Raw genomic sequence first — 14,882 nt, 5'->3', positions numbered from 1 at the left:
GAAGGGCCGCGCGTGTGTCAGCGGGTCCGGTTACCGTCCGAAGTCGTTGTAGAAGTCCCTGACGTCGCGCCGTCGATCTACCCGGTCACGGTAGAGGTCGCGCCGGTCCCGATTTAGGTCGTACTGGACCCGGTCGAGCTGCCGGATATCCCTCCGGATGTCGCCCCTATTCGCCAGCGGATGCTGCAGATCATACCGCAGATCGGTCTGGATCCGGTCCTTGCGCCGCTCGTCCCTGTAGGCATCCACCCGATCGTGTCGGGTATTCCGGGTGTCGGCCCGTATATCATGCGCGTCCCTGCCGTCGCGGTCCCTGTCGTTCGCCATGGCGACTCCCGGGAGGATCGCGACCCCTAGGGCCAGCATTCCTGCTGCGATCAATCCTGCCTTCTTCACGTTGTCTACCTCCCTCTACACGCGTTTCCCCATCGAGCGCCCGCACGCGGCGGGGAGTTCCCGCGTGCGCCGCTCGATCGAGGGAGGACGGGCGTTCTGACTGCCTCCTTCACACAGTGTTGCAACCAAGGAGGATGGGCCGGGGTGGGTGAATATCCCGGAATTCCGGCCCTGCCGCCGGGCCCCTCGGATTCTCTTAAGTTTTTTGAAATTTCCTCGGTTTCCCGGAAGGAAAATAGTAAACAGTGTCGTATATAGGGGAACCGAGGGGCAAGATACGGCCCCCTGCGATACCAGTCGAAAGGAGGGCCCCAACCGTGGCGAAGAAGAAGAAAGCAGCCAGCAAGAAGAAGAGATAAGCTTCTAGCCCTGGTACCTCCGGGGGCGCCGCGGACCGCGCGGCGCCCCCGGTCGTTCTCGGGATCCCGCGGTTTTTTGGGCGCCGGTGCGATGCCGGCGTGCGGGCCGGCGCCGCAGGAGGTCGCTCTGCCAGGGCGGAAGACACGCGCATGGTCGATCCCAGAGTTGAGAAGCTCGCCCGCGTGCTCGTCCACTACTCGCTCGCCGCAAAGAAAGGCCAACTGGTGCGGATCGCCGGCCCCGCCGTCGCCGCCCCGCACCTCGCGGCTGCCTACCGAGAGGTGCTGCTCGCCGGGGCATACCCGTCCGTGCGTGTCGCCGTGGATGGCCTCGAAGAGATCTACTTCAAGCACGCCAACGACGCGCAGCTCGGCTTCGTCTCCGATCTCGACCGGATGGAGGTCGAACGATTCGACGCCGATCTGCGGTTTCTCGGCTCGACTAACACGCGCGCGCTGTCCCACATTCCGCCGGAGCGGATGGCGAAGCGGCGGGAGGCCACCCGCGAGCTGACCCGCCGGTACATGGAGCGCGCGGCCACTGGAGAGTTCCGGTGGTGCCTGACGCAGGCTCCGACCCACGCCGATGCACAGGAAGCGGAGATGTCACTCGGCGAGTACGAGGACTTCGTCTACACCGCCGGCCACCTGGACCGCGAGGATCCGGTCGCCGCGTGGGAGGCCGTGGCCAAGAACCAGGCCAAGGTCGCTGCGCTCCTCGGGTCGATCAAGACCCTGCGGGTCGTCGGGCCGGACACCGACCTCACCCTTTCCGTGGCCGGCCGGAAGTGGATCAGCGCGGCCGGGACCCACAACTTCCCCGATGGGGAGGTGTTCACCGGCCCGGTTGAGGAGTCGACCCGGGGCACGGTTCGATTTTCGTTCCCGGCGATCTACGGCGGCCGGGAGGTGACTGACGTGCGCCTCACGTTCGAGGGGGGGCGCGTCACCGGCGCGGTCGCGGCGAAAGGCCAGGAGTTTCTCCTGGCGATGCTGGATCTGGATGCCGGGGCCCGGACGCTCGGCGAGTTCGCCTTCGGCCTCAACTACGACATCCAGCAGTGGACGCGGAACATCCTGTTTGACGAGAAGATCGGCGGGACCCTGCACATGGCCCTCGGTGCCGCCTATCCCGACACCGGTGGCCGGAACGTCTCGGGACTCCACTGGGACATGATTCTTGAACTACGAAATGGGGCGGAAGTGCTCGGGGACGGCGAGGTGATCTACCGGAACGGCCGGTTCCTCCTCTGACCCGCTCGCTCATCCGCCGGAGAACGCCTCCTCCACCCGCGCAACCAGCGCCTCGAACTCCCGCTGGGTCTGCTCGCTCACGTCGTCGGCGTTCTCCGCGAACCACGGCCCCTCCTGGGCTTTGACCTGGATGTTGGAGAGCATCTGCCCTTCGATCTCCCCGAGCAGCTCGAGAATGTCCTCCTTGGGATACGGTCCCCACTCCTTCGCCAGCAGCCGGTCGATGAACTCGCCGAGCGGGCGGACCTCTTCCTGACAGACGGTCTGATACAGCTCCCACAACTGCTCGTTCATCGATCGATCCCCTTCCCGGATTCGCGTCCGGCTGCACGATATACTATGGGAAGTGACCCGGTCCCCTGCCGGGATCGGACCCCGTGTGCACGGAGGAACCACTGTGCCGAGATTATTCTGCATCCGTTGCGGCACCCGGCTGCGGCGGATCCAAGAGAGGGGTCGCCGTGTGCCCGGGTGCCCCCGATGCGGGTGGATCGACTGGATGAATCCCGCCCCGACCGTCTCGGTGCTGATCCTACGCGGGGACCGCATCCTCCTCGTCCGGCGGGCGTTTGCCCCCGCCCGCGGCGCGTGGGACGTGCCGGGGGGGTTCGTTGAACGCGGGGAGACGATAGAGCGGGCCGCGCGCCGGGAGGTGCGTGAGGAACTGGGGGTCGACGTGCGGATCGAACGCTTCGTCGGCATCTTCCCGGACACCTACGGTCCGGAGCGGCGCCCGTCACTCAATATCTACTATCTCGGCCGGCTCCGCCGCGGCACCGCCCGTCTGCGCGCCGGCGACGACGCATCGGAGTGCCGGTGGTTCCCGCTCGATCGGCCCCCCCGCCTGCTGGCCTTCAAAAACAACCGGCACGCGGTGCTGGCACTCAGGCGGCTGATCGGGCGACGCGCCGCGTCCCGGCGTCGATAGGCCGGACGCGGTTGGGTGACGGAAGTCGCTCGCGGCCGTCTCCGCCGCGGGACGCACGCCTAGTGGCCCTCGAGGTACTTCTCGACGTCCATCGCCGCCATGCATCCCCAGCCCGCTGCCGTGACAGCCTGACGGTAGCGGGTGTCGTGGACGTCCCCGGCGGCGAACACGCCCTCCACGCTGGTCATGGTGTGCTTTTTGAGCACCACGTAGCCCTTCTCGTCGAGCTCGAGCTGCCCGCGGAACAACTCCGTGTTGGGATTGTGCCCGATCGCGACGAACATGCCGTCGACTCGGAAGTCGCGCTGCGCGCCCGTTTTGACATCACGCAGCCGCAGTCCGGACACCGAGCCGTCGCCGAGGACGTCGTCCACCGTGGTGTTCCAAAGGACCCTGATCTTCCCGTGCCGGAGGACGCGGTCGGCCATGATCTTGCTCGCCCGGAACCGGTCCCTGCGGTGGATGATCGTCACCTTAGTCGCAAACTTCGTCAGGGTGAGGGCTTCCTCCATGGCGGAGTCTCCGCCGCCTACGACCGCGACCTCCTTTTCCCGGAAGAAGAAGGCGTCACAGGGGGCGCAGGACGACACCCCGTGGCCGATCAACCGCTGCTCATTGGGGTGGCCGAGCCAGTTCGTGGCGGCCCCCGTCGCGACGATCACGCTTTCGGCCAGGAACGTCTTGCCGGCCGACGTAATCTCGAACGGCTTCTTTCGAAAATCGACGGCGGTCGCGTCCTCATCGATGAAGTCCACGTCGAACCGCTCCGCCTGTTTGCGCATGATGTCCATGAGCTCGGGCCCCTGGATCCCGCCGGCAAATCCGGGGTAGTTCTCGACGTCGGTGGTGAGGGTCAGCTGACCGCCTCGCTGGATTCCGGAGATCACCAGCGGGTCGAGCTGCGCCCTGGCCGCGTAGATCGCCGCGGTGAGCCCTGCGGAACCGGACCCCAGGATGATCACTTTGCTGGTATCTTCCATCTCCGGCACCTCCACTGCCTTTCCCGAGCGCCTCACTCTGGAACGATGCCGCGGGCCGCAATCTTCCCGCCGGCGATGCGCGCCCGCACCGGGGGGCCGCTGTCGGAGCTCTCCCGCCGTAGGGTCCCAAGGCGGTGCAGCTGGACGAAGTTCGTGCGGCCCCGGGCGGTGATCGGCACGGAGCCGACGATCACCACGCTGTCGCCCGAGCGCGCGAGATCGCGCCGGATGAGCTCTCGGTCCAGCAGCCGGATCATCCCCTCCGTGTGCGGCTGGAACGGCGTCACGAGCGTCCGCACGCCCCAGTACAGGTTGAGGAGGCGCGCGGCGTGCTCATCCGGCGTGCAGGCGAGCACCGGGACCGGCGGCCGCAGCTGGGAGAGCAGGCGTGCCGTGCGACCGGTTGTCGTCAGGGCCACGACCAGGTCCATCTGGAGATCCGCCGCCAGCGTGCGTGTGGCCGCGGCGATCGCATGGGAGAAACTGCGCGCGGGGCGGCGGGGGTCCCACCGCAGCCGGACGCCGGACTCCACCGCCCGGGCGATCCGAGCCATCATCTCCACCGTCTCGACCGGGTACCGTCCGGCGGCGGTCTCCTCGGAAAGCATCACCGCGTCTGTCCCATCGAGGATCGCATTGGCGACGTCAGAGGTCTCCGCCCGGGTCGGCCGCTCCTGGCGGACCATGGACTCGAGCATCTGCGTGGCGGTGATGACGGGGATACCCCGCTCGTTCGCGAGGCGAATGATCCGCTTTTGAATGAGCGGGACCTGCTCCGGCGCAAGCTCGACCCCGAGGTCGCCCCGGGCCACCATGACGGCGTCGGCCTCCGCGATGATATCGTCCAGGTTGGAGACCGCTTCGGCCTTCTCGAGCTTGGCCACGATGGGCACGACCCGCCCCAGCCGGCGCATCACCCGCCGGGCGTGCCGGAGGTCTTCCGCGCGGCGCACGAAGCTCAGCGCCACGTAATCGACCCCGTGCCGCAGACCGAACCGGAGATCGACGGCGTCCTTCGGGGTGAGCGATGGGACCCGGAGCCTCGCGCCCGGGATGTTGACCCCCTGATGCTCTCCGAGCATCCCGCCGCGGACGACGCGGCAGCGGATCTCGCCTCTCTGGCACTGCAAGACCACCAGCTCCATGAGGCCGTCGCGGAGGAGGATCCGCGCCCCACGCTTGACCATGTGCGCGAGCCCGGGGAATGGAACCGGAATCCGGCCGCGGCCACCCGCCGGCCGGGTCGTCAGCACGACCTCCGCGCCCTCCTGGAGCCTGACCGGCTCCGCGAGGCGTCCCACCCGGATCTTGGGCCCCTGCAGGTCCTGGAGGATGGCGATCGGGACGCCGGCCTCCCGGGCGAGCTGCCTGAGTAACCGGATGGTGGTCCAGTGCTCCGCGCGTGTACTGTGGGAGAAGTTGAACCGGGCCACATCGATGCCGGCGGCGAGGAGGCGGCGCAGGATTGGCTCGCCGCGGCTGGCCGGCCCGATAGTGGCGACGATCTTCGTCCGCCGGGCGAGAAGCGCGGCCTGGGGCGCGGCGGCGGTCAGATGTGGCCGGGCACGCAGCATGAGCGTCCTCCTGTGTCACATCATACTTCAGATGCCGCGTGCGGTGTTGGCGTGTGCTAGATTTAAGCCAGCCGGGTTGCGCACGCCGTGTCGCGGAGGGTCCCATCATGGCTACGCACGCAGTCGTCTGGATCGATCACACGGAAGCTCGCGTCTTCCACGTTCGACGGGAGACGGTCGGCCACGTGCAGCCAGAGGCCATCGACGAAACAACGATCCTGTCTCCGCAGCACCTTATCCATCGGCATCCCAAGGGGCTGGGCGAGGCGAGAGAGCATCCCGATGACGCCAAGAGGTTCTTCCACGAGGTCGCGCGATCGCTCGACGGCACCGATGCCGTGCTCATCGTGGGTCCGTCGTCGGCGAAGCTCGAATTTTTCAGATATCTCCAAGACCACGACAAGACGCTCCAAGCCCGAGTCGTTGGTATTGAAACCGCGGATCATCCGACCGACAGAGAGATCGTTGCCCACGCCAGGAGGTACTTCATCGGGAGCGATCGGATGTAACCTCCCGCGTCTCTGCACACGGGGCGAGCCCCCCGACCATTCCGACTGGTCGCCCCGTGTCGATTTCGGGCCGGCCCGCTCGACCATACACGAAAGCGCGTGGAGATCTCGGAGGAGGAGACGTGAACCATGCCCAGCGTGGTGCAAAAAATCACCCCGTTCTTGTGGTTCGATGACAAAGCCGAAGAGGCTGCGAAATTTTACGTGTCGATTTTCAAGAACTCGAAGATTGGACACATTTCCCGCTATGCAGAAGAAGCGGCACAGGCTTCTGGAAGGCCCAAGGGAACGGCCATGGTCGTGACATTCCAGCTGGAGGGCCAAGAATTTCTGGCGCTCAATGGGGGGCCGGTATTTCAATTCACTGAGGCCATATCGTTTCTGGTGAACTGTGGGACGCAGGAAGAAGTGGACGAGTTGTGGGAGAAACTCTCACAGGGCGGAAAAGAAGGACAGTGCGGCTGGCTGAAAGACAAATATGGTCTGTCATGGCAAGTCGTTCCCTCTGTCTTGGGCGAGTTGTTGGCCGACAAAGATGGTGAGAAATCGAGAAGGGTCATGAAGGCCATGCTTCAAATGAAGAAAATCGAGATCAAAACCTTACAGCAGGCATACGATCGAGGATAATGCCTTCGGGCGGAGGGCGGCAGTGGCGATCCTTGCGATCAGCGTCACCCCCATCGGGACGGGATCTCCCAGCGTCGGTGAGTACGTGGCGGAGGCTGTGCGGGTCATCGAGCGGAGCGGCCTGTCGTACCGCCTCAACGCGATGCACACGGAGGTCGAGGGGGAGCTCGAGCCGCTCCTCCGCCTCGTCCCGCAAATCCACCAGGCGTGCTTTGCCCGGGGGGCCCGGCGGATCTCCACCGTGATGAAGATCGACGACCGCCGCGACACCCCGTCTTCTATAGAAGGAAAGGTCCGTTCTGTGAAGGAGAGAATACAGCGGCCATGATAGGACGCCTGGTCGCCCTCGTCCTGGCGGCGGCCTGCGCCGCCGCGCTCTCCCCGCAGCCCGCGGAGAGCCTGGGCGGCCGGCTCACGTTCGCGATCTCCGGGGGTCCGGACACTCTCGATCCCCAGCGAACCTCCGCGACGCTGGCCTTCCAGGTGATGAAGAGCCTGTACGATACCCTGGTCGAACCCGACGACCGCGGGGTCCTGGTGTCCGACCTGGCCGCCTCGTGGACGATGGCGCCGGACGGCAAGGAGTGGACGTTCAAGCTCAAGCCCGGCGTCCGCTTTCACAATGGGAAGCCCCTCGACGCCCAGGACGTCGTCGCGACGTTTACCCGGATCCTTGACCCCGCGCTCGGGTCGCCCAAGCGGAATGACTTTGCCGCGATCGACCGGGTAGAGCCGGTGGATGCGGCTACCGTCCGGTTCGTGCTCAAGCAGCCGTTCGCGCCGTTTCTGGCCGCGCTGGGGCAGGGGTGGGGGGCGATTCTCCCCAAGGATGCGATCGCCTCCGGCACGGATTTCGGCAAGACCCCGATCGGCACCGGTCCGTTCAAGATCGAGGAATGGTCGCGTGACAGCTTCCTCCGGCTCGGGCGGTTCGACGCGTACTTCATGCACGGACGGCCGGCGCTGGAGGGTGTCACCTTCCGATTCGTGTCGGAGGGCCCGGTCAAGACCGCCGGCCTGCTGACCGGCGAGTTCGACGTCGTCGACAGCGTCGATCCGCTCGACGTGCCCCGGCTCGAGCGGGACCCCCGCGTCTCGATCCGGCCGCGGCAGAACGCGACCGTAAACGTGGTCGCGATCAACAACACCCGCAAACCGTTCACCGACGTCCGGGTGCGGCGGGCCCTCTGGTACGCGATCGACCGCAGAGCGGTGCTCAAGACCGCGTACGGCGCCGGCTCGACGCCCGTGGCGGTCTTCATGGATGCGCAGAGTCCGTACTATGTCGATCTCGGCGACCCGTACCCCTATAATCCGGCGAAGGCCAAGGAGCTGCTGGCCGAGGCGGGCCTCGCATCGGGGTTCACCGCCGACCTCGCCCTCCCGCAGCCCTACGCGACCCACATCAAAGCCGGTGAGCTCGTCCAGGCGATGCTGGCGCAGGTCGGCATTCAAGCCAAGATCCGCGTGGTGGAGTTCGGATTCTGGCTGACGCGGATCTTCACAGGCGCGCACGATTACGACCTGACGATCATCGGGCACACCGGGAAGCTCGACCCCGACGGCCGGCTGGCGGGTTTCGGCAATCCCGCGACCAATTACGTGAGCTACACCAACGCCAGGGTCGTCGCGCTGGTCGACGCCGGGCGGTTCACCCTCAGGGCCGATCTGCGCAAGCGAACCTATGCCGAAGTGCTCCGTCTCATGACCGAGGACGCGATGATGGTGTTCCTGGGCGACCCTGAAGATCGGCTGGCGATGCGCAAGGGCGTTCAGAACGTGAAGGAAATGTACGCGATCGACACCTACGATCTGCGGACCGCCGCGAAATAGCGCGCGCGATGCGCGCCGCCCGGGCTCTCGCCATCGTCCCCACGGTCGTGGTGACCGCGACCATTGTCTTCGTGCTGATCCGCATCATCCCGGGAGATCCGGCCGCGCTCATGCTCGGGCTCGAAGCGCCGCCCGCGCAGCTCCAGGCGCTCCGGCATGCCTTGGGGGAGGACCGGCCGATCTGGGTGCAGTATGCGGCCTGGCTGAGCGGACTCGCTCGGGGACAGCTCGGCGAGTCGATCCGCTACCACGCGCCGGTCGCCACGCTGATCGCCGAGCGCCTCCCGGTGACGCTGTCGCTCGCGCTCGCGGCGATGGTGGTGACGGTCGCGGTCGCGCTGCCCCTCGGCCTGCTGGCGGCGGTGCGGGCGTGGTCCCTCCTCGATCTCGGCGTGCTGGCGGCCACCCAGGCCGGCCTGGCCGTCCCCAACTTCTGGGTCGGCATCCTCCTCCTGCTCCTCTTCAGCGTGACCCTGGGATGGCTGCCGTTGCAGGGGTACGCGCCTCTCGCCGCCGGCGTTGGAGCGTGGGCTGCGCATTTACTGCTCCCGGCGGTGACGCTCGGCGTGGCGCGCGCCGCGCAGCTGATGCGCTTTGTGCGGGGCGCGGTCCTCGAGGAGCTGGCCCACGACTACGTGCGGACCGCGCGGGGCAAAGGGCTCGCCGAGCGGGCGGTCCTTCTCGGCCACGTGCTCCGGAACGCGCTCATCCCGGTCCTCACGATCGCGGGGCTGCAGTTCGGCTACCTGCTCGGCGGCGCGATCGTGGTCGAGCAGGTCTTTGGGCTTCCGGGACTCGGGCGGTTGGTGCTCCAGGGGATCTATGCGCGAGACCTTCCGATCGTCCAGGGGGCGGTCGTCGTGCTCGCGCTGCTCGTCTCCGCGCTCAACACCGTCGTGGACCTCCTCTACAGCGTCGTCGATCCCCGCGTCGGCGCCGCATGAGGTCCCGTCGGGCGAACCGGCCGCTTGCCGTCGGGATGGCGCTGCTCGCGGTCGTCATCGCCGGCGTCCTCTACGCGGCGATGTGGGCCCGGGGAGCGGAGACACGGGTGGCGGTGGAGATCCGCCTCCAGCCGCCCACTGCGGACCATCCCTTCGGGACCGACGACCTGGGCCGCGACCTCTTCTTTCGCGTGCTCGGCGGCGGGGTGGTCGCGTTCCAGGTCGGGCTTGTGGCCGTCGGGATCGGACTCTCTGCCGGCGTCTCGCTCGCCCTCGTCGCCGCGCGGTGGCGGGGTTGGTGGGGTCGCCTCCTCGGCCGGCTGATGGACGGGTTGATGGCGTTTCCCGCGATCCTGCTGGCCCTCGCGATCGTGGCCGTGCTTGGGTCCGGCGCGGTTCCGGCGATGATCGCGATCGGCATCGTGCTCGTGCCGGTGTTCTGGCGGCAGACACGGGCGCAGGCATTGTCCATCGAGGGTCGCGAATTCGTGACGGCCGCCCGCGGCCTCGGCGCGACGGAGGGCCGTGTGTTGATGCGCCACATCATGCCGCAGATCGCGCCGCTGCTCGTGATTCAAGCGACCACGACGTTCAGTGGGGCCGTCCTGAGCGAGGCCTCGCTGAGCTACCTTGGGGTGGGCACGCAGCCCCCCGTGCCATCGTGGGGGCGGATGATGCTGGAGGCGACGCGAGCGCTCGCGATCGCGCCATGGATGGCGGTGTTCCCCGGTCTGGCGCTCGCGTTGACGGTGCTGGGGATCAATCTGCTCGGCGACGGGCTGCGAGACGCGCTCGATCCTCAGCTCCGTCGCGTGGCGGGCAAGGAGCCGGTGCTGTGACGGGACTCTTCGATCGCCTCGAGCAGTGGTTCGAGCGGCGCTACGACATCCGCCCAATTGGCGAAGGTGGGTATATCATCCGGCTGGGGCTGATCCGGTACCGTGGACCGGCGCTGACCTTCGCGGACGGCACGGTGGTGAAGCGGGGCGCGCTCGCGGGGGAGATCCATGTCGACAACCGGCGCGCTGCCGTCCTGCACGAAGGAGGCCGGGGCGGGCTCCGCTACCGGCGTGAGGTCTTCCGCGCGCTTCCCGCGTTGGCCCGAGACGTCCGCACGCGGCCGGACTACCAGGCGATCGAAATCGTGGGGGGTCCCAGTTTGTTTTGGGAAGAGGCGCGGCTCGCGGGGTTCGAGCACCGGCCGCTGCCCGCCTTCACCCGGTGGTGGTTGACATGGTGGGAGCGGTTCCTGCTTATGCGCTATCACCCCGCCGGCCGCGCCCGTCTCGCCGAGGGCAACCGCAAAGAGCTGCGCCAGATCTGGATGACGCGGCGGACGCTCTTGGAGCGGTACGGAAAGGAGGGGGACGGCAGGTAACGTGTTCGCGTGACACCGTCAGGCGGTGATCCTCCCCTGGGCCCGGCCCAAGATGCGAGAGGAGGTTCGCGATGGCGGACACGCAGCACGATCGAGATCGAGGCGTCTCCAGAGCAGGTGTTCCGGGCGATCGCCAGAGAAGAGGGCCTCCGCGGTTGGTGGACGGACGACAGCACGACCGACTCGAAGGTCGGTGGATCGGCAGGGGAGGGGAAGCGATGGCGAAGACGATCCGCCAGTCGGTGACGATCAAGGCGAGCCCACGCGCGGTCTATGAGGCCCTGATGGATTCCCGCAAGCACGCCGCCTTCAGCGGTGCGCCTGCGCAGATCAGCCGCAGACCGGGGGGCAGGTTTACCGCCTATGGATCCTACATCAACGGCGTGAACCTCGAGCTGGTCCCCGGCAAGAAAATTGTCCAGTTTTGGCGATCGAAGGGATGGCCGCAGTACCATTACTCGACGGTGACCTACGCCCTGGCCAAGACGAAGACCGGAACGCGCCTGACGTTTACCCAGGAGGGCGTACCGGACGACGACGTCAGAGACAAAACGTCGGGCTGGAGAACACACTACTGGCAGCCGATGAAGGCGATGCTCGAGAAGTAAGCGGTCGCGGAGGGCTCGATGATCGACGCGCACGCCCATCAGGTCCCGCCCGAACTGCGCGACCGGATCGCCGCGGACGGGGAGCGGGTCGGAGTGCACCTGCGTCCCGATAACCGTGTGGAGTTCGCGTCGGGGGAGATCAGCCGGCCGATCCAGCCCGGCCTGTTCGCCCCCCGGCCGCCCGCGGGCTGCGACTTCCAGATCGTCTCACCGTGGATCGACCTGTTTGGGTATGGGCTGGATGGCGAACGCGGCGCGCAGTGGGCGCGTCTCATGAACACCGCGATGGCCGGCCGCCCCGCCCTCGCGACGGTGCCGCTTCAGGACGGCCGCGCGGCCGCGGCGGAACTTCAGTGGGCGCTTGGGCATGGGCTCCTTGGGGTTGAGATCGGGACCAACGCGCGCGGACGCGAGCTGTCCGACCCGACCGTCGAGCCGTTCTGGGCCGCGTGCGAGGAGGCCCGGGCGCCCGTCTTCTTTCACCCGGCGTACACGATCCCCACGCCACGCGTCGAGTCCTTCTACCTGCACAACCTGGTGGCCAACCCGCTCGACACGACGCTCGCGGCGGCCCAGCTGATCTTCGGCGGCGTGCTGGACCGCCATCCCGACCTGGTCCTGATTCTCGCCCACGGCGGCGGGTACTGGCCGTACCAGTTCGGCCGCTTCGACCGCGGGCACGCGGTGCGGCCCGAGTGCCGCGGGACGGCAAAAGCGCCCCGCGCCTACCTGCGCGCCTTTTACTACGACACGGTCGTCCACTCCCCCGAAGCGCTGCGCTACTTGATCGATCTGGTGGGCGCGGATCGCGTGCTGTTGGGGACGGACATCCCCTTCGACATGGGGGATCCGACACCGCTGGCCACGCTGGATGCCGCGGGCGTCGCACCGGCCGACCGGCAGACGATCGGGCACGGCAACGCCGCGGCGTTGTTCCGGATCGGCGAAGCCTAGCGCCCCCGGGCGCCGCGCGAAGGGTGGGACGTTCGTCGCCCAGAAGAAGGCCGGAACCACAGCAGGGGGGTGAGGGCGGCGATGCGACGGCGGAGTTTCCTCGGACTCCTCGCGGCAGGGCTCCCGGCGGCGCTTGCCGGTGGGGCCGGGATGGCCGCCGCCCAGCAGGCGCCGATCAAGATCGGGCTCATCGTGACGCTGACGGGCCGCGTGGCGCAGAACGGGCGGGACTTGGTGAACGGACTAACGCTCGGCCTCGACCAGGTCAACCACCGGATGGCGGGCCGCGAGATCCAAGTCGTCGTCGAGGACGACGGAGGAACGCCGTCCGGGGCACTTACCAAGGCGCGCAAACTGGTGGAGCTCGATAGGGTCGACCTGCTCATGGGCCCGATTTCCGCCAACTCGGGCTATGCTCTGCGCGACTACATCAACGAGCAGAAGATCCTGGCGATCTACCCCGTCGTAGCCTCGGACGACCTCACCCAGCGCAACCGTACCCCCTGGATCGTGAGGACCGGGTGGACGAGCAGCCAGCCCAACCATCCGCTCGGCGAGTACGCGGCCAAGACGCTCCACTTCCGCCGGATGGTGGCCATCGCAAACGACTTCGCCTTCGGGTATGAGTCGGTCGGCGGGTTCCAGCGGACGTTCGAGTTGAACGGGGGCCGCGTGATCACGCACCTATGGCCGCCTCTCAGCGCCCCCGATTACAGTCCGTACCTCGGGCGCATCCCCAGGGACATCGACGCCGTTTACGCGGAGTTCAGCGGCGGGGATGCCCTCCGGTTCCTCGAGCAATATCGGGAGTTTGGCCTCGCGGGCCGCATCCCGCTCCTCGGCGGCGGGACTCTCACAGACGAATCCATCCTCTTCCAGGAGGGCGATCTGGCGAAAGGGGTCGTGACCGCGCTCCACTACAGCGCGGCGCTCAACACGCCGGCGAATCGCGATTTCGTGCGCCTCTACACCCGTACCTATAATCGGGTACCGTCCTACTATTCGGAGGCCACGTATACGACCGTCCAGTTTTTGCAGAAAGGGCTCGAGGCCGTCGGCGGCCGTGTGGAGAACCGGAGCGCGTTCGTCGCCGCGGTGCGGAGGGTCGTGCTCCCCGACGCCCCCCGGAGCCCGCTCCGGCTCGACGGCTGGGGCAATCCGATCGAGAACATCTACATCCGCCGCGTCGACATCGTCAACGGGCAGCCGCAAAACACCGTGATCTTCACGTACCCGAACGTCTCGCAGTTCTGGACGTTCAGCCCCGAGGAGTACCTCAAGCAGCCGGTCTACTCGCGCGACAACCCCCCGGCGCACCCGTAGCGAATCGCCCGATCTGAGCAGGAGGCTGAGGTCCGAGGCGCCGTGGGCAGAGGACGTCCGAGGTCGGTCAGGGAGTTCCGGCGTGCGCAGGTCCTGCGGCGCCGGTTGCTCGAGGAGGCGGAACGGGCCGCGTTCGACGCGCTCAGGGCGCAGTATGGCCTCCGCATTCCGGGGCTGAGCGCCGTCGCGGTCTCGGCGATGCTCCAAGCGCTCAATGTCGCGCGGTATCGCGCGCACGACGACCGCGGCCTGGTGCCCTGCCGGGCCAGGCTGCTGGATGGCCGGCTTGTGGATCCGTGCCTCGTCTGGCTGTCCGACTGGGGGTCTACGGAGTTTATGGACAATCCTAGGAAGCTCGTGGGCGGCCGGGTTGCGCGACTCCTTCGCAGCCGGTTCACGTTGCCGTTCCCGATCATCGAAGCGGCCCGGCATACGCACGAGTACCGGATGGGGTCTTACGTCCCGGTGCTGGTCTCAATCGGAGGCGATCCCCGCTACCTCGTGCCGGATCACTCCATCTTCTTCCGATGCCGCACGTACTCGGGCAAGGACGTCGACCCCGATTTCGTGGCCGAGCCGTCCGCCAAGCAGCACCGGCTGGGCCGGTACGTCTGGGGCGATGACATGCTCGAGCGTATCACGGCCATCGCACTCGAGGTGCCGGACTAACCCGCTTGCCATCGCAGGTGTCACGGAAGGAGGCCTGAGCCCGTGCGGCCCCTTACGCAGGTCAACCAGATCGCCCTGGTCGTCCGCGATTTGGATGCCGCCGTGCGGCGGTATTGGGAGATGCTTGGCGTCGGACCGTGGAAAATGTACACGTACGGCCCCCCGCTCGTCCGTGACATGACCTACCGCGGCAGGGCGCAGGACTATCGCATGCGGCTCGCGCTGGCCCAGATGGGGCCATTGATGGTGGAGATCATTCAGCCGCTGTCGGATCGCAACATCTACGTCGAGCACCTGGATCGCAAGGGGGAAGGACTGCACCACCTTGGAATCATCGTGCCTTCCCTCGATCAGGGGGTGGCGGAGGCGGAGCGCCAGGGATTCTCGGTGCTCCAGAGCGGCCGCGGATATGGCCGGTTCGGCGACGGCGGGTTTGCGTACTTCGATACCGAGGCGTCGCTCGGCGTGATCCTGGAGCTCATCGAGATTCCGCGGGAACGGGTCCCTCCCGAAGCCGAGTATCCGCCTCGATAGGGGAAGGCATCA

At 67.3% G+C, this 14,882-nt stretch carries 18 protein-coding genes; 14 read left to right on the top strand and 4 right to left on the bottom strand.

From position 1 onward, the window contains the following. Positions 1–30 precede the first annotated feature (30 nt). The gene (locus tag VFP86_04900; GenBank protein ID HET8998964.1) at positions 31–396 is read right to left on the bottom strand and encodes a hypothetical protein; all 366 of its coding nucleotides are present in this window, start codon (positions 394–396) and stop codon (positions 31–33) included. Positions 397–905: 509 nt separating this feature from the next. Here VFP86_04900 and VFP86_04895 point away from each other — a divergent pair. Further along, positions 906–2,009 (top strand): aminopeptidase, encoded by a 1,104-nt coding sequence (locus VFP86_04895; protein ID HET8998963.1) that lies wholly within the window; start codon positions 906–908, stop codon positions 2,007–2,009. A gap of 9 nt (positions 2,010–2,018) precedes the next feature. Here VFP86_04895 and VFP86_04890 read toward each other — a convergent pair whose 3' ends face one another. Continuing rightward, a complete protein-coding gene (locus VFP86_04890) occupies positions 2,019–2,303 on the bottom strand; it encodes a hypothetical protein (GenBank protein ID HET8998962.1) in 285 nt (94 codons plus the stop codon). Between the two features lie 205 nt (positions 2,304–2,508). Between VFP86_04890 and VFP86_04885 the strand changes: the two genes are divergently transcribed. Continuing rightward, the gene (locus VFP86_04885) at positions 2,509–2,937 is read left to right on the top strand and encodes an NUDIX domain-containing protein (protein ID HET8998961.1); all 429 of its coding nucleotides are present in this window, start codon (positions 2,509–2,511) and stop codon (positions 2,935–2,937) included. Positions 2,938–2,996: 59 nt separating this feature from the next. Here VFP86_04885 and trxB read toward each other — a convergent pair whose 3' ends face one another. Then, entirely contained in the window at positions 2,997–3,917 is a 921-nt protein-coding gene (gene trxB / locus VFP86_04880; GenBank protein HET8998960.1) for a thioredoxin-disulfide reductase, read from the bottom strand. A gap of 32 nt (positions 3,918–3,949) precedes the next feature. Next, the gene (gene pyk / locus VFP86_04875; GenBank protein HET8998959.1) at positions 3,950–5,491 is read right to left on the bottom strand and encodes a pyruvate kinase; all 1,542 of its coding nucleotides are present in this window, start codon (positions 5,489–5,491) and stop codon (positions 3,950–3,952) included. 107 nt (positions 5,492–5,598) lie between these two features. Between pyk and VFP86_04870 the strand changes: the two genes are divergently transcribed. From VFP86_04870 to VFP86_04815, 12 genes are all read left to right on the top strand, one after another. Further along, positions 5,599–6,000, top strand: coding sequence for a translational machinery protein (locus VFP86_04870; GenBank protein ID HET8998958.1), 402 nt, complete (start codon positions 5,599–5,601; stop codon positions 5,998–6,000). Between the two features lie 129 nt (positions 6,001–6,129). Then, the gene (locus tag VFP86_04865; protein HET8998957.1) at positions 6,130–6,627 is read left to right on the top strand and encodes a VOC family protein; all 498 of its coding nucleotides are present in this window, start codon (positions 6,130–6,132) and stop codon (positions 6,625–6,627) included. A gap of 22 nt (positions 6,628–6,649) precedes the next feature. Then, positions 6,650–6,955 carry an MTH1187 family thiamine-binding protein gene (locus tag VFP86_04860; protein HET8998956.1) on the top strand — a complete coding sequence of 102 codons (306 nt, stop codon included), beginning with the start codon at positions 6,650–6,652 and terminating at the stop codon, positions 6,953–6,955. Next, the gene (locus VFP86_04855) at positions 6,952–8,460 is read left to right on the top strand and encodes an ABC transporter substrate-binding protein (GenBank protein ID HET8998955.1); all 1,509 of its coding nucleotides are present in this window, start codon (positions 6,952–6,954) and stop codon (positions 8,458–8,460) included. Before VFP86_04860 ends, VFP86_04855 begins: the two co-directional genes overlap by 4 nt. A gap of 8 nt (positions 8,461–8,468) precedes the next feature. Beyond that, complete coding sequence (locus VFP86_04850) at positions 8,469–9,404, top strand: ABC transporter permease (protein HET8998954.1); 936 nt, start codon at positions 8,469–8,471, stop codon at positions 9,402–9,404. Beyond that, positions 9,401–10,243 (top strand): ABC transporter permease, encoded by an 843-nt coding sequence (locus VFP86_04845; protein ID HET8998953.1) that lies wholly within the window; start codon positions 9,401–9,403, stop codon positions 10,241–10,243. Before VFP86_04850 ends, VFP86_04845 begins: the two co-directional genes overlap by 4 nt. Beyond that, on the top strand, positions 10,240–10,782 hold the full coding sequence (locus tag VFP86_04840) for a hypothetical protein (protein ID HET8998952.1): 543 nt from the start codon (positions 10,240–10,242) through the stop codon (positions 10,780–10,782). Before VFP86_04845 ends, VFP86_04840 begins: the two co-directional genes overlap by 4 nt. A gap of 218 nt (positions 10,783–11,000) precedes the next feature. Further along, entirely contained in the window at positions 11,001–11,390 is a 390-nt protein-coding gene (locus tag VFP86_04835; protein HET8998951.1) for an SRPBCC family protein, read from the top strand. Positions 11,391–11,408: 18 nt separating this feature from the next. After that, positions 11,409–12,344 carry an amidohydrolase family protein gene (locus VFP86_04830; protein HET8998950.1) on the top strand — a complete coding sequence of 312 codons (936 nt, stop codon included), beginning with the start codon at positions 11,409–11,411 and terminating at the stop codon, positions 12,342–12,344. Between the two features lie 81 nt (positions 12,345–12,425). Continuing rightward, on the top strand, positions 12,426–13,667 hold the full coding sequence (locus VFP86_04825; protein HET8998949.1) for an ABC transporter substrate-binding protein: 1,242 nt from the start codon (positions 12,426–12,428) through the stop codon (positions 13,665–13,667). A gap of 42 nt (positions 13,668–13,709) precedes the next feature. After that, positions 13,710–14,336, top strand: a complete 627-nt coding sequence (locus VFP86_04820; GenBank protein ID HET8998948.1) for a hypothetical protein — start codon at positions 13,710–13,712, stop codon at positions 14,334–14,336. A 42-nt stretch (positions 14,337–14,378) separates the two neighbouring features. After that, positions 14,379–14,870, top strand: coding sequence for a VOC family protein (locus VFP86_04815; protein ID HET8998947.1), 492 nt, complete (start codon positions 14,379–14,381; stop codon positions 14,868–14,870). Positions 14,871–14,882: the final 12 nt, after the last annotated feature.

It is taken from the genome of bacterium, assembly GCA_035703895.1.
Classification (GTDB): Bacteria; Sysuimicrobiota; Sysuimicrobiia; order Sysuimicrobiales; family Segetimicrobiaceae; genus Segetimicrobium.
This window is presented reverse-complemented; position numbering and strand designations above follow the sequence as displayed.

Bases quoted from the DNA above. Each gene is read 5' to 3' on its own strand.
- pyk (HET8998959.1), bottom strand. From the start codon at position 5,491: ATGCTGCGTGCCCGGCCACATCTGACCGCCGCCGCGCCCCAGGCCGCG.
- VFP86_04890 (HET8998962.1), bottom strand. From the start codon at position 2,303: ATGAACGAGCAGTTGTGGGAGCTGTATCAGACCGTCTGTCAGGAAGAG.
- VFP86_04835 (HET8998951.1), top strand. From the start codon at position 11,001: ATGGCGAAGACGATCCGCCAGTCGGTGACGATCAAGGCGAGCCCACGC.
- VFP86_04885 (HET8998961.1), top strand. From the start codon at position 2,509: ATGAATCCCGCCCCGACCGTCTCGGTGCTGATCCTACGCGGGGACCGC.
- VFP86_04825 (HET8998949.1), top strand. From the start codon at position 12,426: ATGCGACGGCGGAGTTTCCTCGGACTCCTCGCGGCAGGGCTCCCGGCG.
- VFP86_04870 (HET8998958.1), top strand. From the start codon at position 5,599: ATGGCTACGCACGCAGTCGTCTGGATCGATCACACGGAAGCTCGCGTC.
- VFP86_04855 (HET8998955.1), top strand. From the start codon at position 6,952: ATGATAGGACGCCTGGTCGCCCTCGTCCTGGCGGCGGCCTGCGCCGCC.
- VFP86_04845 (HET8998953.1), top strand. From the start codon at position 9,401: ATGAGGTCCCGTCGGGCGAACCGGCCGCTTGCCGTCGGGATGGCGCTG.
- VFP86_04895 (HET8998963.1), top strand. From the start codon at position 906: ATGGTCGATCCCAGAGTTGAGAAGCTCGCCCGCGTGCTCGTCCACTAC.
- VFP86_04830 (HET8998950.1), top strand. From the start codon at position 11,409: ATGATCGACGCGCACGCCCATCAGGTCCCGCCCGAACTGCGCGACCGG.
- VFP86_04850 (HET8998954.1), top strand. From the start codon at position 8,469: ATGCGCGCCGCCCGGGCTCTCGCCATCGTCCCCACGGTCGTGGTGACC.
- trxB (HET8998960.1), bottom strand. From the start codon at position 3,917: ATGGAAGATACCAGCAAAGTGATCATCCTGGGGTCCGGTTCCGCAGGG.
- VFP86_04865 (HET8998957.1), top strand. From the start codon at position 6,130: ATGCCCAGCGTGGTGCAAAAAATCACCCCGTTCTTGTGGTTCGATGAC.